18 protein-coding genes and 1 pseudogene are annotated in these 16,308 nt (G+C 55.9%); 12 read left to right on the top strand and 7 right to left on the bottom strand.

The annotated features are described in order from the left end of the window. Window positions 1–315: 315 nt before the first annotated feature. Window positions 316–639: a type II toxin-antitoxin system RelE/ParE family toxin gene (locus TU79_RS09400; RefSeq protein WP_057007733.1), complete on the top strand. Its 324-nt coding sequence runs from the start codon at window positions 316–318 to the stop codon at window positions 637–639. Beyond that, window positions 636–971 carry an addiction module antidote protein gene (locus TU79_RS09395; protein ID WP_057007732.1) on the top strand — a complete coding sequence of 112 codons (336 nt, stop codon included), beginning with the start codon at window positions 636–638 and terminating at the stop codon, window positions 969–971. Before TU79_RS09400 ends, TU79_RS09395 begins: the two co-directional genes overlap by 4 nt. Before the next feature lie 300 nt (window positions 972–1,271). Here TU79_RS09395 and TU79_RS09390 read toward each other — a convergent pair whose 3' ends face one another. Continuing rightward, on the bottom strand, window positions 1,272–2,114 hold the full coding sequence (locus tag TU79_RS09390; RefSeq protein WP_057007731.1) for a hypothetical protein: 843 nt from the start codon (window positions 2,112–2,114) through the stop codon (window positions 1,272–1,274). Window positions 2,115–2,659: 545 nt separating this feature from the next. Here TU79_RS09390 and TU79_RS25165 point away from each other — a divergent pair. Next, window positions 2,660–4,438, top strand: a complete 1,779-nt coding sequence (locus TU79_RS25165) for a DUF7380 domain-containing protein (protein ID WP_162276078.1) — start codon at window positions 2,660–2,662, stop codon at window positions 4,436–4,438. Between the two features lie 16 nt (window positions 4,439–4,454). Here the strand turns inward: TU79_RS25165 and TU79_RS09385 are convergent, their stop codons facing one another. After that, window positions 4,455–5,426, bottom strand: a complete 972-nt coding sequence (locus tag TU79_RS09385) for a hypothetical protein (RefSeq protein ID WP_057007730.1) — start codon at window positions 5,424–5,426, stop codon at window positions 4,455–4,457. After that, window positions 5,399–5,850, bottom strand: a pseudogene (locus TU79_RS26865) (hypothetical protein); the annotation flags it as partial. The pseudogene TU79_RS26865 and the gene TU79_RS09385, both read right to left, overlap by 28 nt. Window positions 5,851–6,026: 176 nt before the next feature. Here TU79_RS26865 and rimO point away from each other — a divergent pair. From rimO to tsaA, 5 genes are all read left to right on the top strand, one after another. After that, entirely contained in the window at window positions 6,027–7,367 is a 1,341-nt protein-coding gene (rimO, locus tag TU79_RS09375; protein ID WP_057007728.1) for a 30S ribosomal protein S12 methylthiotransferase RimO, read from the top strand. A gap of 103 nt (window positions 7,368–7,470) precedes the next feature. After that, window positions 7,471–7,959, top strand: a complete 489-nt coding sequence (locus TU79_RS09370; protein WP_057007727.1) for a GNAT family N-acetyltransferase — start codon at window positions 7,471–7,473, stop codon at window positions 7,957–7,959. A 67-nt stretch (window positions 7,960–8,026) separates the two neighbouring features. Next, on the top strand, window positions 8,027–8,737 hold the full coding sequence (locus TU79_RS09365) for an rRNA pseudouridine synthase (protein ID WP_057007726.1): 711 nt from the start codon (window positions 8,027–8,029) through the stop codon (window positions 8,735–8,737). A 70-nt stretch (window positions 8,738–8,807) separates the two neighbouring features. Continuing rightward, window positions 8,808–9,269, top strand: coding sequence for a YehS family protein (locus tag TU79_RS09360; RefSeq protein WP_057007725.1), 462 nt, complete (start codon window positions 8,808–8,810; stop codon window positions 9,267–9,269). A 3-nt stretch (window positions 9,270–9,272) separates the two neighbouring features. Further along, window positions 9,273–9,968: a tRNA (N6-threonylcarbamoyladenosine(37)-N6)-methyltransferase TrmO gene (tsaA, locus tag TU79_RS09355; RefSeq protein WP_057007724.1), complete on the top strand. Its 696-nt coding sequence runs from the start codon at window positions 9,273–9,275 to the stop codon at window positions 9,966–9,968. 136 nt (window positions 9,969–10,104) lie between these two features. On the opposite strand, the gene TU79_RS09350 is transcribed toward tsaA, so the two are convergent. Next, on the bottom strand, window positions 10,105–10,884 hold the full coding sequence (locus TU79_RS09350; RefSeq protein ID WP_057007723.1) for a ferredoxin--NADP reductase: 780 nt from the start codon (window positions 10,882–10,884) through the stop codon (window positions 10,105–10,107). Window positions 10,885–11,009: 125 nt separating this feature from the next. Between TU79_RS09350 and TU79_RS09345 the strand changes: the two genes are divergently transcribed. Beyond that, window positions 11,010–11,936 (top strand): LysR family transcriptional regulator, encoded by a 927-nt coding sequence (locus TU79_RS09345; protein WP_057007722.1) that lies wholly within the window; start codon window positions 11,010–11,012, stop codon window positions 11,934–11,936. 3 nt (window positions 11,937–11,939) lie between these two features. Here TU79_RS09345 and TU79_RS09340 read toward each other — a convergent pair whose 3' ends face one another. The 3 genes from TU79_RS09340 to TU79_RS09330 all read right to left on the bottom strand — a co-directional run bounded on the left by TU79_RS09340 (window position 11,940) and on the right by TU79_RS09330 (window position 13,872). Then, a complete protein-coding gene (locus TU79_RS09340; RefSeq protein ID WP_003231347.1) occupies window positions 11,940–12,302 on the bottom strand; it encodes a diacylglycerol kinase in 363 nt (120 codons plus the stop codon). A 75-nt stretch (window positions 12,303–12,377) separates the two neighbouring features. Further along, window positions 12,378–13,028: a response regulator transcription factor ErdR gene (erdR, locus tag TU79_RS09335; RefSeq protein WP_057007721.1), complete on the bottom strand. Its 651-nt coding sequence runs from the start codon at window positions 13,026–13,028 to the stop codon at window positions 12,378–12,380. Between the two features lie 118 nt (window positions 13,029–13,146). Then, complete coding sequence (locus TU79_RS09330; RefSeq protein ID WP_057007720.1) at window positions 13,147–13,872, bottom strand: tRNA-uridine aminocarboxypropyltransferase; 726 nt, start codon at window positions 13,870–13,872, stop codon at window positions 13,147–13,149. 179 nt (window positions 13,873–14,051) lie between these two features. Between TU79_RS09330 and TU79_RS09325 the strand changes: the two genes are divergently transcribed. The 3 genes from TU79_RS09325 to TU79_RS25990 all read left to right on the top strand — a co-directional run bounded on the left by TU79_RS09325 (window position 14,052) and on the right by TU79_RS25990 (window position 16,178). Beyond that, on the top strand, window positions 14,052–14,492 hold the full coding sequence (locus TU79_RS09325; RefSeq protein WP_057007719.1) for a PA3611 family quorum-sensing-regulated virulence factor: 441 nt from the start codon (window positions 14,052–14,054) through the stop codon (window positions 14,490–14,492). 214 nt (window positions 14,493–14,706) lie between these two features. After that, window positions 14,707–15,819, top strand: a complete 1,113-nt coding sequence (locus TU79_RS09320; protein WP_057007718.1) for an LOG family protein — start codon at window positions 14,707–14,709, stop codon at window positions 15,817–15,819. Next, window positions 15,816–16,178 (top strand): hypothetical protein, encoded by a 363-nt coding sequence (locus TU79_RS25990; protein WP_139136794.1) that lies wholly within the window; start codon window positions 15,816–15,818, stop codon window positions 16,176–16,178. The genes TU79_RS09320 and TU79_RS25990 overlap by 4 nt, the downstream gene beginning before the upstream one ends. The last annotated feature ends 130 nt before the right edge of the window (window positions 16,179–16,308 follow it).

Raw genomic sequence — 16,308 nt, 5'->3', positions numbered from 1 at the left:
ACCCTAGCATGCGCCGTTTAACTTCTCGTAACAGACGTTTTATTGACTCACGGGACTGGCCCGTGAGCAGAGGCGCGAAGCATAGCGCAGCACTCGTCGCATTTCGCTGATCAAGTCGTATTAGAGCCTTTTTGCCTTCATTGATCATACCTACTGCCGACCGTATATTTTCGCCCCACTCAGCAGTCGTGCCTGGGCGGCGGAACCGGAACTCTCGACCGGATTACCTGATTATTTCAATTGAGGCTCGGCATAACACGCTCAGTCGATATAGAAACTCAATCATCGAAATGTCTCTTTTAAAGTACATTTATTATGTACGAAGTGAAGCATGTACTGTCTGCCAACGGTGTGGATATCTATCAAGCTTGGCTGGACACCGTGCAAGACAAGCGATCAAAAGCAAGAATCACCACCCGATTGGACCGAGCAGCCCTTGGCCACTTCGGAATGACCGAGCCGGTTGGTGGTGGGGTGTTTGAGATGAAACTCGACTTCGGCCCCGGCTTTCGCGTGTATTACGCAATTCAGGATCGAAGAATTATTTTGCTGCTGGGCGGTGGATCAAAGGTCAGACAGCAGAACGACATTGATCAGGCCAAGACTCTCTGGAAATCCTACAAGGTGCAGCAACAATGAATACTGGTACTCGCTCTCATGAAGACAGCGTCCTTGAAATGCTCCGAAACGACGAAGCATTTGCGCTCGAATACCTCTGCGTCGCGCTTGAAAAAATTGATGAAGCGGGTGGTGAGGACGCCTTCCTCGTCGCCGTCCGGCGTGTCGCGGAAGCGCGCGGCGGCATGCTCCACTTGTCTCAGAACACGGGACTCAACAGAGCAAATCTTTACAGATCAATAGCAGCGGGCGGCGATCCAAAGCTCTCCACTCTCCTGAAAGTACTACAGGCGCTAGGTGTGGGCATGTCCAGAGTTGTCGCGCATCGCTCAGAACAGGACGCCCACGCTTGAGAACATGGCAAGCGGCTACAAAATACCCACGCAGCACTCGTCGCATTTCCCCGCGTAAAGCTGGTCAAGCGCGCCGCCCATCGCTAGAATTGCGCACTTTTTGATCAGAGGCACACCCAGTGCCCGGCAACCGCCTTGTCGTGCCCGACCGGCGGCGTCATTCAATACCGAGGTTAGACATGTCCACCACCATCGCAAAAGCCAACCCCAAGGTTGGCTTTGTTTCCCTGGGTTGTCCTAACGATTCTCAAAATATACAGCCTTGAGAGAGCCCGCACGGCGGCTCAAAAGATCAAGGTTTCAATCTTTCTTGGCCCTAGGCGAGTCGAGCTTCTGACTCACACCAGCGTCTGCTGCGTTAGCCCTGCCCCATTTCTTATGCCAATTATTTGCGGACCGCACTGAAATCCTCATTAGGTACGCAACGGCAAGGGGTGTCGCATTGGCGTCAAATAGCTGAAAGACACAGATCGTACCGAGCTTGCTGAGCGTCCCATTATTTTTAATATTTCTTGGGTGACCAGGCTGGGCACGATCCATGACGGACTTCGGAATTTCGCGTATGACGGCAGCTGTCATCTTGAGGGTTTCGTTAAGCTGTCGGATTTGCTGATTAACCTTTATTGTCAGACGCTGAATCTCTTTCACGTAAATGCGCTCTGCTGCCTCGAACCTCAGGCCATTGAAATTCGCACGCAAGCAAAATTTTTCAGCCATTCCTTCGCTTACCTTTTTGCGAAGCTGACCAGCGCCTTTGGCAGCTGAGTAATCGTACTTACGCACGGACTCATAGGTTTTAGGGTCAAAATCGCCAAGCTCCGAATAAGCGCCAATGTCGCAGGTTAGGGCGTGAATCTGGTGTCCGATGGTGTTTCGGTAGTCCACTAGCCTGAGAATCTCGTCGCTCTCTGCTTGGGATATGCATCCTTCTGCAACGAGGAGCTTCCTTGCTGCATCCATCTTAATTTTGGGCAAGGACGTAGCGGTGCCGTTGATCTTACGAGTGGTTTCAATGCTTTCGACAATGAACGACTTCAAGTCTTCCATGTAAAAAAGGATCAGGACCATTTCGAAAGCTCGGAGCTTGAGAATGTCTGCTTCTAACGTAGTGGGCGCGAGGCCATAAGGACGGTGTATTTTCATTGCAGCCTTACTCGGAAGTGGCGCGTGCTTTTGGAGTGCATATGCGGTTCTTGATAGTACCTACAGTGCCAATTCGGCATTACAAAGCTACGAAAAGCGGCTATTCAGCTTTAAGCCCCGCAGAGCAAGGCTTCAAGGTCGAAAAATGTCCGATGAGGAAAACAAAAAATGTGCTACCGGCAGAGCCATTCAAAATCACAAAACGCCTCCACTATGGACTTTTTTTAAAGATTGCCCCCGTATTCCGGGCGTCACAGCTATCCGTCCGATTCACCTATTTAATCTGACGCAGTGTGAAGCCATTGCATTTTGTCGCACAGCCTCACACACAGTGAAACCGCGTAACGCCCCCTAGAGCCCGCAGCAGGCCTAGTCGGTAACCCTGATTGCCCCCCCTCTCGTTTGCACAAAAAAACGACACGAAGCCCGTCGGCGGGAGGGGGATAAGTGCTTTTTCTGGAGTTTTTTTATTTTAATGATATTTTTAATAATCGACTTTTTAAGTTATTCACATTCATAGCTCAGTTGCAGAAATGAGGACGCAAATGGAAATTGGCAATCTCAAAGTATCTTCAATAGAAATGCTTTCCATAATCAATCTACCGAGCATAGAAAACTCACTTGATTGCACCGAACTCTATATGGCGACTGACAACATAGAGCCTAAAAACGCTGCAGAACTACTTCATCACATATCATCTATGATGCTGGATCCTTCAGATGCTAGAGTACCTTTCAAGCCTTACTTCCAGTATGCAGAAACTCATTCATCCAGCATTAAAGACTTCAATGAAAATTCTTTATTTTGTATGGCAGCCATAACCAAAAAAATAAATAATGCCGACATGAGAGCACGGTTAAGCGACTTGGTTTGGTGTAGGAAGGCAGGAGGTCTAGAGCAAGCACATCTGGCAGTAGTGTCATATATCGACTCCGCAAAAATGCTTATTTTAGATAATAGATTTAAAGCGGTATCAAGAATAGAACGGGCATTACGGCTCGGCCATATGCTCCGGCGCTCACAAGGCAGCCAATATAATTTGGCGACTGAATATGTAGCCCTATTATTAACCGACGAAAAACTTATAGACTACCCTGCCCAGCTAATTAGACTTGCTTGCGAATTCGTTATAAAGGATGATCAGTATCTTTATTCATTAGCCGAAAGAATGGCGGATGAGCTTTTTGACAAAAAAGCCTTTAGGCGCTCAGTACTTTTTTTAGAAGTATGCCAAACATGTGCATCAAGCATGAAAGACAAAGAAAGTGAGTATTCTGCAATAAGAAAAATTTCACGCTGCCATGAGACTGAAGCTGATTACCATGATAGTGCAGTTAGCGTAGGCTGCTTAATGTCGGCGATTGAAACCATACGAAAAACGCCTAACTCAAGACCAAAACAAGCCGAGCTTTATAAAAAACTACGTGAGCATCAACGCGAACTAAAGCATCATATGGGCGATTTTGAAATCTCCTCCGGAGATATGTCTGAACAGGTAAAAACAGCAGAAAAAATTGTCATAGGAACAGATGTTTTTGACTGTATATTTCGGCTCGCATTAGTAGTCACCACCCCCTCTAAAATCGACGATCTACGAGGCGTGGTAAAAAAGACAGTTATGAACTCCATTTTTGCAGACCTAGGTGCAGATCATATAGATTCTGAGGGGATGATTGTAGCTAAAACGCCGGGTGCTGACTTCAACGAAAACGGAAACGACGCTGCCATTGAAAACCACCTGGCAACACTTCTAAGGAACGATCACGCACTAACAGCGCGAGCATATGTATTGCCCGCAACTGAAGCGATCGTGAACACTTTTTATTTTGACAAAGAAGTGTTGTCGCCATTTATTGTAAATAACCCATTTATCCCTTCTGATCATAAAGAGTTTTATTCACGAGGTCTTACGGCAGGTTTTCACGGCGACTTCTTGCTGTCAAGCCATTTACTTATTCCGCAAATTGAAAATTCATTGCGATATGTGCTAGAGCAGTTAGATGAAGAGTCCACACGCATCCATGGTGATGGTGACCAAGAAAGAGATGGCCTCAAGGTCCTATTAGAGTATCCAAAATTAGTCGACGAGTTTGGAGATACACTATTTCACTTAAAAACCATACTAACTGATAAAGTCTACGGAGATCTCAGAAATCAAGTTTCACATGGGTATATACCCAGCTCACACCTTAATAGCGAAGCATCTGCAATGTTATGGTGGTTAACATTGCGAATCGTTGTATTGCCGTATAGAAATTACTGGTTTCAGAAATACGGCGAAAATTTTCTCTCAGAATGGCCTGGCAGGCGGAGGAATAAATAAAAGCACTTTCTTTATCTCATGCTGTGATAGCAATTGTATTCTTTGCTAAAGCGTGTGCAGTTACTCCTGCATTAGTGAATTCTGCGGAGTTACTGGGTGTTGGGCTTGGACCATGAACATGCGCAGCAATTTGCATGTTCATCCGTTCTACCAATTCCAGCAGATCACATAGTACCTTCAACACGTTCAAGTTTTCGGATCCCAACCAGGTCTTGGGCGCTACCAGTCGCTGACTGCCCGCTGCCACGCTCCTGCGAAGCCCCTCGATCCTTTCCTCCATATCGCCACCCACAGTGACATTGCACTTCTGCCCCACCACTAGGTTCAAGTCCCGTCCGGTCGCCTGGTGCAGGTCGTCCACCGCCGCCAAGCTTGCAGATCCGCCCGAAAGCAGCTTGAGCGCGCCCAAAGCCTCGATAGTTTTGATTCCACCCACTGACTCCTTTGAATGGTCATCCACCGTCCTGATGTGATTCTGGAAACGCTCAGTGTTCCCCATCGCCTCTACTTCCCGCTCGATCGCCTTGTCGCGAATCTTGCTGTCCGTTTGGCGCAGCCAGTTGCCGTCCGCGTCGACACGCTGCTGACAGGCCTCGCTGTGCTGCCACACTTGGTCACCCTTCGGCACGCTGGGCATGCTCAGTCCGTGGGGCAGAATGGTTTGGATATAAGGCTTGTTCGGCAGGCCATAGGCAAAGCACACCACTACTTGGGTGCCCTCCTCCGGGAATGCATAAATGCCCATTTCCTCGCCGCCGGTGGGCAGGGGCAGCGGTACGCCGGCCAGGATCGGCAGCTTGGGATCTGGCTCGCCGTCCGGCCCCATGACCTCAATATCCACCGCATAGCGAGGCCGGAAGTCGTCACAGATGCCGGCGTCGGCCGGGGCGTCGGTCACGGCAACAACACGGGCAAAGCGCGGCAGGTGGTAACCGCCGGTGAGTTCGGGGAATTGCCGTTCTACGCTGCGGCGGATTGCATAGTCCATCGGATGGCCATCTGGTTGTCGATGAGCGCCACACTGGTGATGCGCTCGCCGTAGTTGAGCGTTGCGCCTGGTCGCAATCCGGGAAGGGCGACAATCATTGCGCTCTGGTTGCCCTGGTAGTCGTCGAATAGTTCCACGGCAGCTGCAGCGGCGCGCGAATGCCAAAGAAGCTCGCAGCTCGACTGCTCACGAACACTTCCCGTCACCCTGCTGCTGCCAGATAAAACCGGACCAGACTATCCATCGCTTGATAACGGGCAGCTAGGCTTTAAAGAACGGCGCGTCGACGCAAGCGTTGGGCTGATTCGGAATGAAGAAGCGCAGCCCGGCATGCTGACAGGTTCCGACTCAAGACTACGGGCAGATGGGCGTGGCGCAGATGCGATGGCAGCGGGTAGGCCAGGATCGCCGCCGACTCACCACACTACATCGCCTGCTGGCAGCCAGAGCCGCAGCACTCGTCGCATTTCCCCGCATAAAGCTGGTCAAGCGCGCCGCCCATCGCTAGAATTGCGCACTTTTTGATCAGAGGCACACCCAGTGCCCGGCAACCGCCTTGTCGTGCCCGACCGGCGGCGTCATTCAATACCGAGGTTAGACATGTCCACCACCATCGCAAAAGCCAACCCCAAGGTTGGCTTTGTTTCCCTGGGTTGCCCGAAGGCTCTGGTCGACTCCGAACGCATCCTGACCCAACTGCGCATGGAAGGCTACGACGTGGTGTCCACCTATCAGGACGCTGACGTGGTGGTGGTCAACACCTGCGGTTTCATCGATTCGGCCAAGGCGGAGTCGCTGGAAGTGATCGGCGAGGCCATCAAGGAAAACGGCAAGGTCATCGTGACCGGCTGCATGGGTGTGGAAGAAGGCAATATCCGCAACGTGCACCCCAGCGTTCTGGCCGTCACCGGTCCGCAGCAGTACGAGCAGGTGGTCAACGCCGTGCACAAGGTGGTGCCGCCGCGTCAGGACCACAACCCGCTGATCGACCTGGTGCCGCCCCAGGGCATCAAGCTGACGCCGCGTCACTATGCGTACCTGAAGATCTCCGAAGGCTGCAACCACAGCTGCAGCTTCTGCATCATTCCGTCGATGCGCGGCAAGCTGGTCAGCCGTCCGGTGGGCGATGTCCTCGACGAGGCCCAGCGCCTGGTCAAATCCGGGGTCAAAGAGCTGTTGGTGATTTCCCAGGACACCAGCGCCTACGGCGTCGACGTGAAATACCGCACCGGTTTCTGGAACGGCGCGCCGGTGAAAACCCGCATGACCGAACTCTGCGAAGCCCTCGGCAGCCTGGGTGTGTGGGTGCGCCTGCACTACGTCTACCCGTACCCGCACGTGGACGAGCTGATCCCGTTGATGGCCGCCGGCAAGATCCTGCCGTACCTGGACATCCCGTTCCAGCACGCGAGCCCCAAGGTGCTCAAGGCGATGAAACGCCCGGCGTTCGAAGACAAGACCCTGGCGCGCATCAAAAACTGGCGCGAGATCTGCCCGGAACTGATCATCCGGTCGACCTTCATCGTTGGCTTCCCCGGCGAAACCGAAGAAGACTTCCAGTACCTGCTGGACTGGCTGACTGAAGCACAGTTGGATCGCGTCGGCTGCTTCCAGTATTCCCCGGTGGAAGGCGCTCCGGCCAATCTGCTGGACCTGGCCGTGGTGCCGGACGACGTCAAGCAGGACCGTTGGGAGCGTTTCATGGCGCACCAGCAGGCGATCAGCTCGGCGCGCCTGCAATTGCACATCGGCAAGGAAATCGAAGTGCTGATCGACGAAGTCGACGAGCAAGGCGCCGTTGGCCGCTGCTTCTTCGATGCACCGGAAATCGACGGTAACGTGTTTATCGACGACGCCAGCGGCCTGAAGCCGGGCGACAAGGTCTGGTGCACCGTGACCGATGCCGACGAATACGACCTGTGGGCCGAAAAGCGCGACTAACGCTGTAAAGAAATACAAAAGCCCCGCCTCTGGACGAGAGGCGGGGCTTTTTTGGGTCTATTGTTTTGCCCATCAGAGCAGAGCGAGGCAAGGAGCAGCGGACATGCGCGAGCATTCGGTCATCCATACACCCAACACCGGCGACTACGCAGAGTTGACGCGCATCTGGGAAGACTCGGTGCGGGCTACTCACGATTTCCTGCCGGACAGTTACATTGTGCTACTGAAAAACCTGGTGCTCACCCGCTACCTCGATGCGGTGATGCTGGTGTGCACCAAGGACACGCGCCAGCGCATCACCGGCTTTGCCGGGGTGGCGGCGGGCAAGGTCGAAATGCTGTTTATCGACCCGCTGCACCGAGGCCTGGGCCTGGGCCGTCAATTGCTGCGCTATGCAATCGAGCATTTGAATGCCGAGGCGCTTGATGTGAATGAGCAAAACCCCGAGGCACTGGGGTTTTACCTCAAGCAGGGTTTTGAAGTGGTCGGACGCACAGCCCATGACGGCCTGGGCCAGCCCTATCCGTTACTGCATCTGCGTTTGCGTCAGCCCCCCATGGCAAGCCCGCCCCCACATTTTCATTCGCGCTGAAATGGGGCCGGGATTAACCGGCGCCAGGCAGGTACAATAGGCGCCCCATTTTGTTACGGCCCTTGTCATGACTGACCCCATACGCCTCTCCAAACGCCTTATTGAACTGGTCGGTTGCTCCCGTCGGGAGGCTGAGCTGTTTATCGAAGGCGGATGGGTCTCGGTGGACGGTGAAGTGATCGACGAGCCGCAGTTCAAGGTCACCACGCAAAAGGTCGAACTGGACCCGCAGGCCAAGGCCACCGTGCCGGAGCCGGTGACCATTCTGCTGCACGCCCCGGCCGGCGTGGATGCCGAGACGGCGATGGCCTCGATCAGCGCCGAGACGCTGTCCGAAGAGCACCGTTTCAGCAAGCGCCCGCTCAAGGGCCATTTCCTGCGCCTGACCGCCAGTGCTGACCTGCAAGCCAAGGCCAGTGGCCTGCTGGTGTTCACCCAGGACTGGAAGATCCTGCGCAAGCTGACCGCCGATGCCGCCAAGATCGAACAGGAATATGTGGTGGAGGTCGAAGGCGACATGGTTGCCCACGGCCTTAACCGCCTGAACCACGGCCTAACATACAAGGGCAAGGAATTGCCGCCAGTCAAGGCCAGCTGGCAGAACGAAAACCGCCTGCGTTTTGCGATGAAAAATCCGCAACCGGGCGTGATCGCACTGTTCTGCGAAGCCGTTGGCCTGAAGGTTGTCGCCATTCGCCGCATCCGTATCGGCGGCGTGTCCATCGGCAAGGTGCCGGTGGGCCAATGGCGCTATCTGTCCGGCAAAGAGAAGTTCTAAACGCCACTCCCCTTTTCTCGACACCGCCTGATTGGGCGGTGTCCTCAGTTGAATACCAGGATTGCCCACCATGATTCACAACGACGTACTGCGCAGCGTGCGCTACATGCTCGACATCAGCGACAACAAGATGGTCGAGATCATCAAGATCGGCGGCATGGACGTGACCAAGGAAGACCTACTGACCTACCTCAAGAAGGATGAGGAAGAAGGCTTTGTGTTCTGCCCGGACGAAGTCATGGCGCACTTCCTCGATGGTCTGGTGATCTTCAAGCGTGGCAAGGACGAAAGCCGTCCGCCGCAGCCGATCGAAACGCCGGTGACCAATAACATTATCCTCAAGAAGCTGCGCGTGGCCTTCGAACTGAAGGAAGACGACATGCACGCCATCCTCAAGGCCGCCGAGTTTCCGGTGTCCAAGCCGGAGCTGAGCGCACTGTTTCGCAAGTTCGGCCACACCAACTACCGCCCGTGCGGCGATCAGTTGCTGCGTAACTTCCTCAAGGGCCTGACGCTGCGGGTTCGTGCGTAAGCCATGAGCTACAACGTCTCGCCTGTCGGCTTCGTGCGCTCCTGCTTCAAGGAGAAGTTCGCCATTCCGCGCCAACCGCAATTGGCGCCTGCGGCACGGGGCGTGCTGGAACTGGTGGCGCCGTTCGACAAGGGTGAGGCGGTGCAGGGCCTGGAGCAGGTGAGCCATGTGTGGCTGCTGTTTCTGTTCCATCAAGCGCTGGAAGACAAGCCGCGCCTCAAAGTGCGCCCGCCGCGCCTGGGCGGCAACACGTCGATGGGCGTGTTCGCCACACGCGCCACCCACCGGCCCAATGGCATCGGCCAGTCGGTGGTGAAGCTGGACAACGTGGAAGCGGGCCGGCTGTGGATTTCCGGGATCGATCTGCTCGACGGCACGCCGGTGCTGGATATCAAACCGTACGTGCCGTATGCCGACATCATCGACACCGCCACCAACGACGTCGCCAGTGCTGCGCCACAATTGATCGGCGTGCAGTGGCTCAAGACTGCGTTGCAGCAGGCACAAGGGCACGCCCAGCGTCTGGACGAGCCGCTGGTGGAACTGATCGAGCAGTGTCTGGCGCAAGACCCGAGGCCGGCGTATCAGGTGCCAACGTCAGAGCGCGAATATGGGGCGCAGTTCTGGGATGTGGATGTGCGCTGGCATTATCCTGAGCCCGGGATGATTTGCGTGCTGGAAGTGCTCCCAGCTCAATAGCACGCAAACCAGATGTGGGAGGGGGCTTGCTCCCGATAGCGGAGTGTCAGTCACTGTTTCGGGTGACTGATCCACCGTCATCGGGAGCAAGCCCCCTCCCACATTTTTTTGGATCTGTGTTGTGACTGGCTCGCTATTACTTTTCGACGAAGGCGCGTTCGATCAGGTAATCACCCGGCTCACGCATGCGCGGCGAGACCTTCAGGCCGAAGCTGTTCAGCACTTCGCTGGTTTCGTCCAACATGCTCGGGCTGCCGCACAGCATGGCGCGGTCGTCCTCAGGGTTGATCGGCGGCAGGCTGATGTCGGTGAACAGCTTGCCACTGCGCATCAGGTCGGTCAGGCGGCCTTCGTTTTCGAACGGCTCGCGGGTCACCGTGGGGTAGTAGATCAACTTGTCACGCAGGGCCTCGCCGAAGAACTCGTTCTGCGGCAGGTGCTCGGTGATGAATTCGCGGTAGGCGACTTCGTTGACGTAACGCACGCCGTGGCACAGGATCACTTTTTCGAAACGCTCGTAGGTTTCCGGGTCCTGAATCACGCTCATGAAGGGCGCCAGGCCAGTACCAGTGCTGAGCAGATACAGATGTTTGCCCGGCTTCAGGTCGTCAAGCACCAGGGTGCCTGTCGGTTTTTTGCTGATGATGATCTCGTCGCCTTCCTTCAAGTGCTGCAACTGGGAAGTCAGCGGGCCATCCGGCACCTTGATGCTGAAGAACTCCAGATGCTCTTCCCAGTTCGGGCTGGCAATGGAGTAAGCGCGCATGAGCGGGCGGCCGTTGGGCTGTTGCAGGCCGATCATCACGAACTGACCGTTCTCGAAGCGCAGGCCCGGATCGCGGGTGCACTTGAAGCTGAACAGAGTGTCGTTCCAGTGATGAACACTGAGGACACGCTCGTGGTTCATGTTGCTCATGTACGGGGGACTCCTGGAAATGGGTCTGCGCCAAAGGTGTGGATGCGCAATTGCACAGCATTCTAATGGCGGCGACAATATCTGTTAACTGGATTATTAAGATAAGGGTTATCGGTTATATCGATATGCGATTTACTCTCCGTCAACTGCAAGTTTTCGTCGCCGTCGCCCGGCAGGAAAGCGTTTCGCGCGCTGCTGGCCTTCTGGCCTTATCGCAATCTGCCGCCAGCACCTCGATCACTGAGCTGGAGCGTCAATCCAGCTGCCAATTGTTCGACCGCGCCGGCAAACGCCTGAGCCTCAACGCCCTCGGCCATCAACTGTTGCCCCAGGCAGTGGCGCTGCTGGACCAGGCCAAGGAGATCGAAGACCTGCTCAACGGCAAGTCCGGCTTCGGCTCCCTGGCAGTCGGCGCGACCCTGACCATCGGCAATTACTTGGCTACCCTGCTGATCGGCAGCTTCATGCAGCAGCACCCGGAGAGTCAGGTGAAGCTGCATGTGCAGAATACGGCCAACATCGTGCATCAGGTGGCGCACTACGAAATTGACCTGGGGCTGATCGAAGGCGACTGCAGTCACCCGGATATCGAAGTGCAAACCTGGGTGGAGGACGAGCTGGTAGTGTTTTGCGCACCGCAACATCACCTGGCTAAACGCGGCACGGCGAGTCTGGACGAGTTGACCCGTGAAGCGTGGATTCTGCGCGAACAAGGCTCGGGCACGCGGCTGACCTTCGACCAAGCCATGCGCCATCACCGCAGCACCCTGAATATTCGTCTGGAGCTGGAACACACCGAAGCGATCAAACGCGCGGTGGAGTCGGGCCTGGGTATTGGCTGCATCTCGCGCCTGGCGCTGCGCGACGCGTTTCGCCGCGGCAGCCTGGTGCCGGTGGAAACACCGGACCTGGACCTGGCCCGGCAGTTCTACTTCATCTGGCATAAACAGAAATACCAGACCTCGGCGATGCGCGAGTTTCTGGAGCTGTGCCGCGCCTTCACCGCAGGCGTCCAGCGCAGCGACGAGATCGTGCTGCCGAGCATTGCCTGAGGATCAGACGAGGATCACGGCCCACACCAGCGCGATCATGGTCAGCGCCACAAACTGCGCGGCGCTGCCCATGTCCTTGGCGTTCTTCGACAGCGGGTGCAGGTCCAGGGAGATGCGGTCAATGGCCGCTTCCACCGCCGAGTTGAGCAGCTCGACGATCAAGGCCAACAGGCACACCGCGATCATCAGCGCCCGCTCGACACGGCTGACATTCAGAAAAAAGCTCAACGGCACCAGCACGACGTTGAGCAGCACCAACTGACGAAAGGCCGCCTCGCCGGTGAAGGCTGCGCGCAGGCCATCCAGAGAATACCCCCCAGCGTTGAAGATACGTTTGATACCGGTTTGACCCTTGAAAGGCGACATAGATGTAGGCAACTGAACCAAAGGAGTGGGGAAGCTAGATCACGCAAAGTCAAAAAAGCGTGAAGCGGTAACAGCTTAATGCTGCGAAATTGACTCAAGTTGTTGCAAGAGCAACGCCGCCTGGGTTCGCGTACGCACCCCAAGCTTGCGAAAGATCGCCGTGACGTGGGCCTTGATGGTCGCTTCCGACACGCTCAGCTCGTAGGCAATCTGCTTGTTCAGCAGGCCTTCGCAGACCATGGTCAATACGCGGAACTGCTGGGGCGTCAGGCTCGCCAGGCCATCGCGGGCAGCCTTGGCTTCATCGGACACGTTGATTTCTTCAAACGCCTGCGGCGGCCACGACACATCACCGTCCAATACCGTGCGCACCGCCTGCTGAATGTCTTCCATCGCACTGGACTTGGGGATGAAGCCGCTGGCGCCAAACTCCTTGGAGCGCACCACTACATCGGCGTCTTCCTGGGCCGAGACCATCACCACCGGGATCTGCGGATACTGGCCACGCAGCAGCACCAGCCCGGAAAAGCCATAGGCGCCCGGCATGTTCAGGTCGAGCAGCACCAGGTCCCAGTCGGATTTTTCGGTGAGGCGCGCTTCCAGTTCGGCAATGCTGGCCACTTCGACCAGGCGAACATCCGCCCCCAGGCCCAGAGTGACGGCCTGATGCAGCGCACTGCGAAACAGCGGATGGTCATCGGCTATCAGGATTTCGTATGTGGCCATTGATTAAATGATCCTGTTTTTATGGGGCCCCTGATCGGCGCCCGGCTTGCTCAGCGCTGCCTGGAGGGTCAAGCACTACGCCGTGGGCATTTTAGCGGGATGTAGCGTTACCTTGCCATCATGGCTTTGCCGTCGGGACAAAGGGCGCAAGGCGCGTGTGGACGTTGTCGGTCGGGTCCAGTGGCAACTGGAATTTGGCGGCCAGGTAATGGGTGCTGAACACGTCGAGGTAGGCGTCGAGCACTTCGCTGGCGGCCAGGTCGTCGGCCAGTTCCAGGCACAGGGCTGCAACTTCGGCCGTGCAGAAATGATCATCACGCCTGGAGCGCCGCAGCTTGTAGCGCGACAGCTGTTCCGGCGCCAGGCTCAGCACCGGCAGATGTTCCAGGTAGGGGCTCTTGCGAAACATCTTGCGCGCCTCGCTCCAGGTGCCGTCCAGCAGAATGAACAACGGGCGCTTGCCCTCCTCCACGCGAACTTCGCTGACCACACGCTCAGGCGTCACGAACTCACCGGGAAACACGATGTAGGGTTGCCACTGCGGGTCGGCCAACACGGTGAGCAAGCCCGGATCAACCTCGGTGCGCGACCAGGCGAACGCTGTGGTGTCGTGAATGACATCTGCGATCAACCAGCCGGTGTTGCTGGGTTTCATTGGTTCAACATCGTGCATCAACAGGCACATGGCTGACCGGGCGTGGACCTCTGGTCGCCAGGCGCACAGGCAATACTCGGGAATCACACGGCAATTGGGGCAACGTTCGGCGCGCGAACCACGGTTGAGGAAAGGGCGCACGGCTCGCGCCAGGCGCTCGGTGCGCAGGCGGAAAACGGCGTGGCTCATCGGGTGCGCCGCAAAATCGGGTCAATCGACACGGGAAAAACTCGTGGAAGGCAAAAGTGGCCGCAGTTTACCAGCGATACGCCTGGCTGTAGCGGCCAGGGCTCACCTATAATCTCGCGCCACTGAACGCACAGCCCTGTGGCAGGTCTATGCACCAGTAACCGAATCAGGAGAGTTCCATGCTGCGTTCCATGCTGCGCCTTGCTGCCCCGTCCATCGCCCTCGCGCTGGTGCTGCCTGTTGGCGCCCAGGCGGCCTCGCTGCTGGAGGCCCAAATGAACAGGAAGCTGCAAAGCGTCGCGGCCGAAAGCAACAAGGACCTGCCCCGGGAAATCGACGAAAAAACCCTGGAAGTGGCCTACACCGTTGAAGGCATGCAACTGATCGATCACCTCAGCGTTCTGCCTGACCGCGCCGAACAGATGCGCGCCAACCCCAAGGCGGTGTATTTCCAGCTGGGTCAGAGCGTGTGCCTGAACCCGGGTTACCGCGAACTGATGGCCAAGGGCGCGGTCATGCGCTACGAAATTACCGAGAACAAGACCAACCGCCCTGTGGCGTCGGTCAAGTTCGTGGAAGCGGATTGCCCGGCACCGACTGCAGCGAAAAAGAAAAAGTAAGCCCTGCTTGATCCGATCCCCTCGTGCCCAGGACCCTGGGCGCGTGACTCCCCCGCGTCAGTTTCTCCCGTACAGCCAGACACTTGCTTGACCGCCAATAAGCGGTTGCCAGCCAAGGGTTTTTCGGCCCATGATCAAGCCATCCCATCCTTTCGCTCGCAGCAGTTTCACTGCTGTTCTGTAATATTTTTCAGGGCAAAAAAGGAGAAGTTGAATGCCTTATGAATCGAATGAGCTTCTATTACGTCACTTTGAAGAAAACGGGACTGATCTCACGCAGCAGGTCGACGCGCAGCTCAAACTGATCGCCCCCAATAGTCAGAACATCCCTTTATATCGCGACATGATTCTTACCGTCCTGCGCATGGCCCAGGACGACCGGGACCGCTGGAATGCCAAAATCACCCTGCGCGCCATCCGCGAGCTGGACCATGCCTTTCGCGTGCTGGAGCAGTTCAAGGGCCGGCGCAAGGTAACCGTGTTCGGCTCAGCCCGGACGCCGATGGAAAGTCCGTTGTACGCACTTGCAAGGGAAGTCGGCGCCGCCCTTGCACGCTCTGACCTGATGGTCATCACCGGTGGCGGTGGCGGCATCATGGCTGCGGCGCATGAAGGTGCAGGCCTGGAGCACAGCCTGGGGTTCAACATTACCCTGCCGTTTGAACAGCACGCCAACCCGACCATCGATGGCACCGATAACCTGCTGTCCTTCCATTTCTTTTTTACCCGCAAACTGTTCTTCGTCAAGGAAGCCGATGCGTTGGTGCTGTGCCCCGGCGGTTTCGGCACGCTGGATGAAGCGCTGGAAGTGTTGACGTTGATCCAGACCGGCAAAAGCCCATTGGTACCCGTGGTGTTGCTGGATGCACCGGGAGGCGGTTTCTGGCAAGGCGCCCTGGACTTTATCCGCAGCCAACTGGAAGCCAACCGCTATATCCTGCCCACCGACCTCAAGCTGGTGCGGTTGGTGTACAGCGCAGAAGAAGCAGTGGAAGAAATCAACCAGTTCTATGCCAACTTCCATTCCACCCGCTGGCTTAAGCGGGAATTTGTGCTGCGCATGCATCACGCCCTCAGCGAGCGTGCAATGGCTCACCTTCAAAATGAGTTCGCCAGCCTGCGCTTGAGCGGAGAATTCCAGCAACGGGCCTACACCGGGGAAGATCACGATGAACCGAAGTTCAGCCACCTGACGCGACTGGTGTTCAACTTCAATGGTCGCGATCAAGGCCGTTTGCGTGAGCTGGTGGATTACATCAACTTGCCGGAGAACTGGGCAGAGGCCCAAGGGAAAGCACAGCAGCGAGTGGCGCCGGAGCCAGCTTGATTGTTGAGCAAAAAAAGGCCCACTATTTTCATAGTGGGCCTTTTCTGCACAGTGCCTTAAATTTTGCAAAATGCGTTCAATGTGGGAGGGGGCTTGCTCCCGATAGCGATAGTTCAGTCACCGTTGTACTGACTGAAACACTGCTTTCGGGAGCAAGCCCCCTCCCACATTTTTTACACGCATTATTTGATGGCGGAATTATCAACGGTCTTGATGAACGCGCCATTCAAATCACGGTAGATATTGAGCTGCGCATTATCGGATTTACGAGTTGCCAGTACATTAATGTCATTTACCGAATCACCGTTCACATCAGACTGGACGGAAACAGCGATAGGTGTCAGCGTGTTACCCGCTGAAAATGGAATATAGGTAACCGCGCCGTTCGATGTAATGACTTTTACCCCTATAACACCAGAGTCCGCATCGCGCTCTAACTACAAGCGCGTTCAAGGTACGAAGAGGCTTAACCCTCCCACCTACTTATAT

Source organism: Pseudomonas trivialis (assembly GCF_001439805.1).
Taxonomy (GTDB): Bacteria; Pseudomonadota; Gammaproteobacteria; order Pseudomonadales; family Pseudomonadaceae; genus Aquipseudomonas; species Aquipseudomonas trivialis.
The sequence above is the reverse complement of the archived record's forward strand: the minus strand, read 5'-3'. Positions and strand labels throughout refer to the sequence as shown.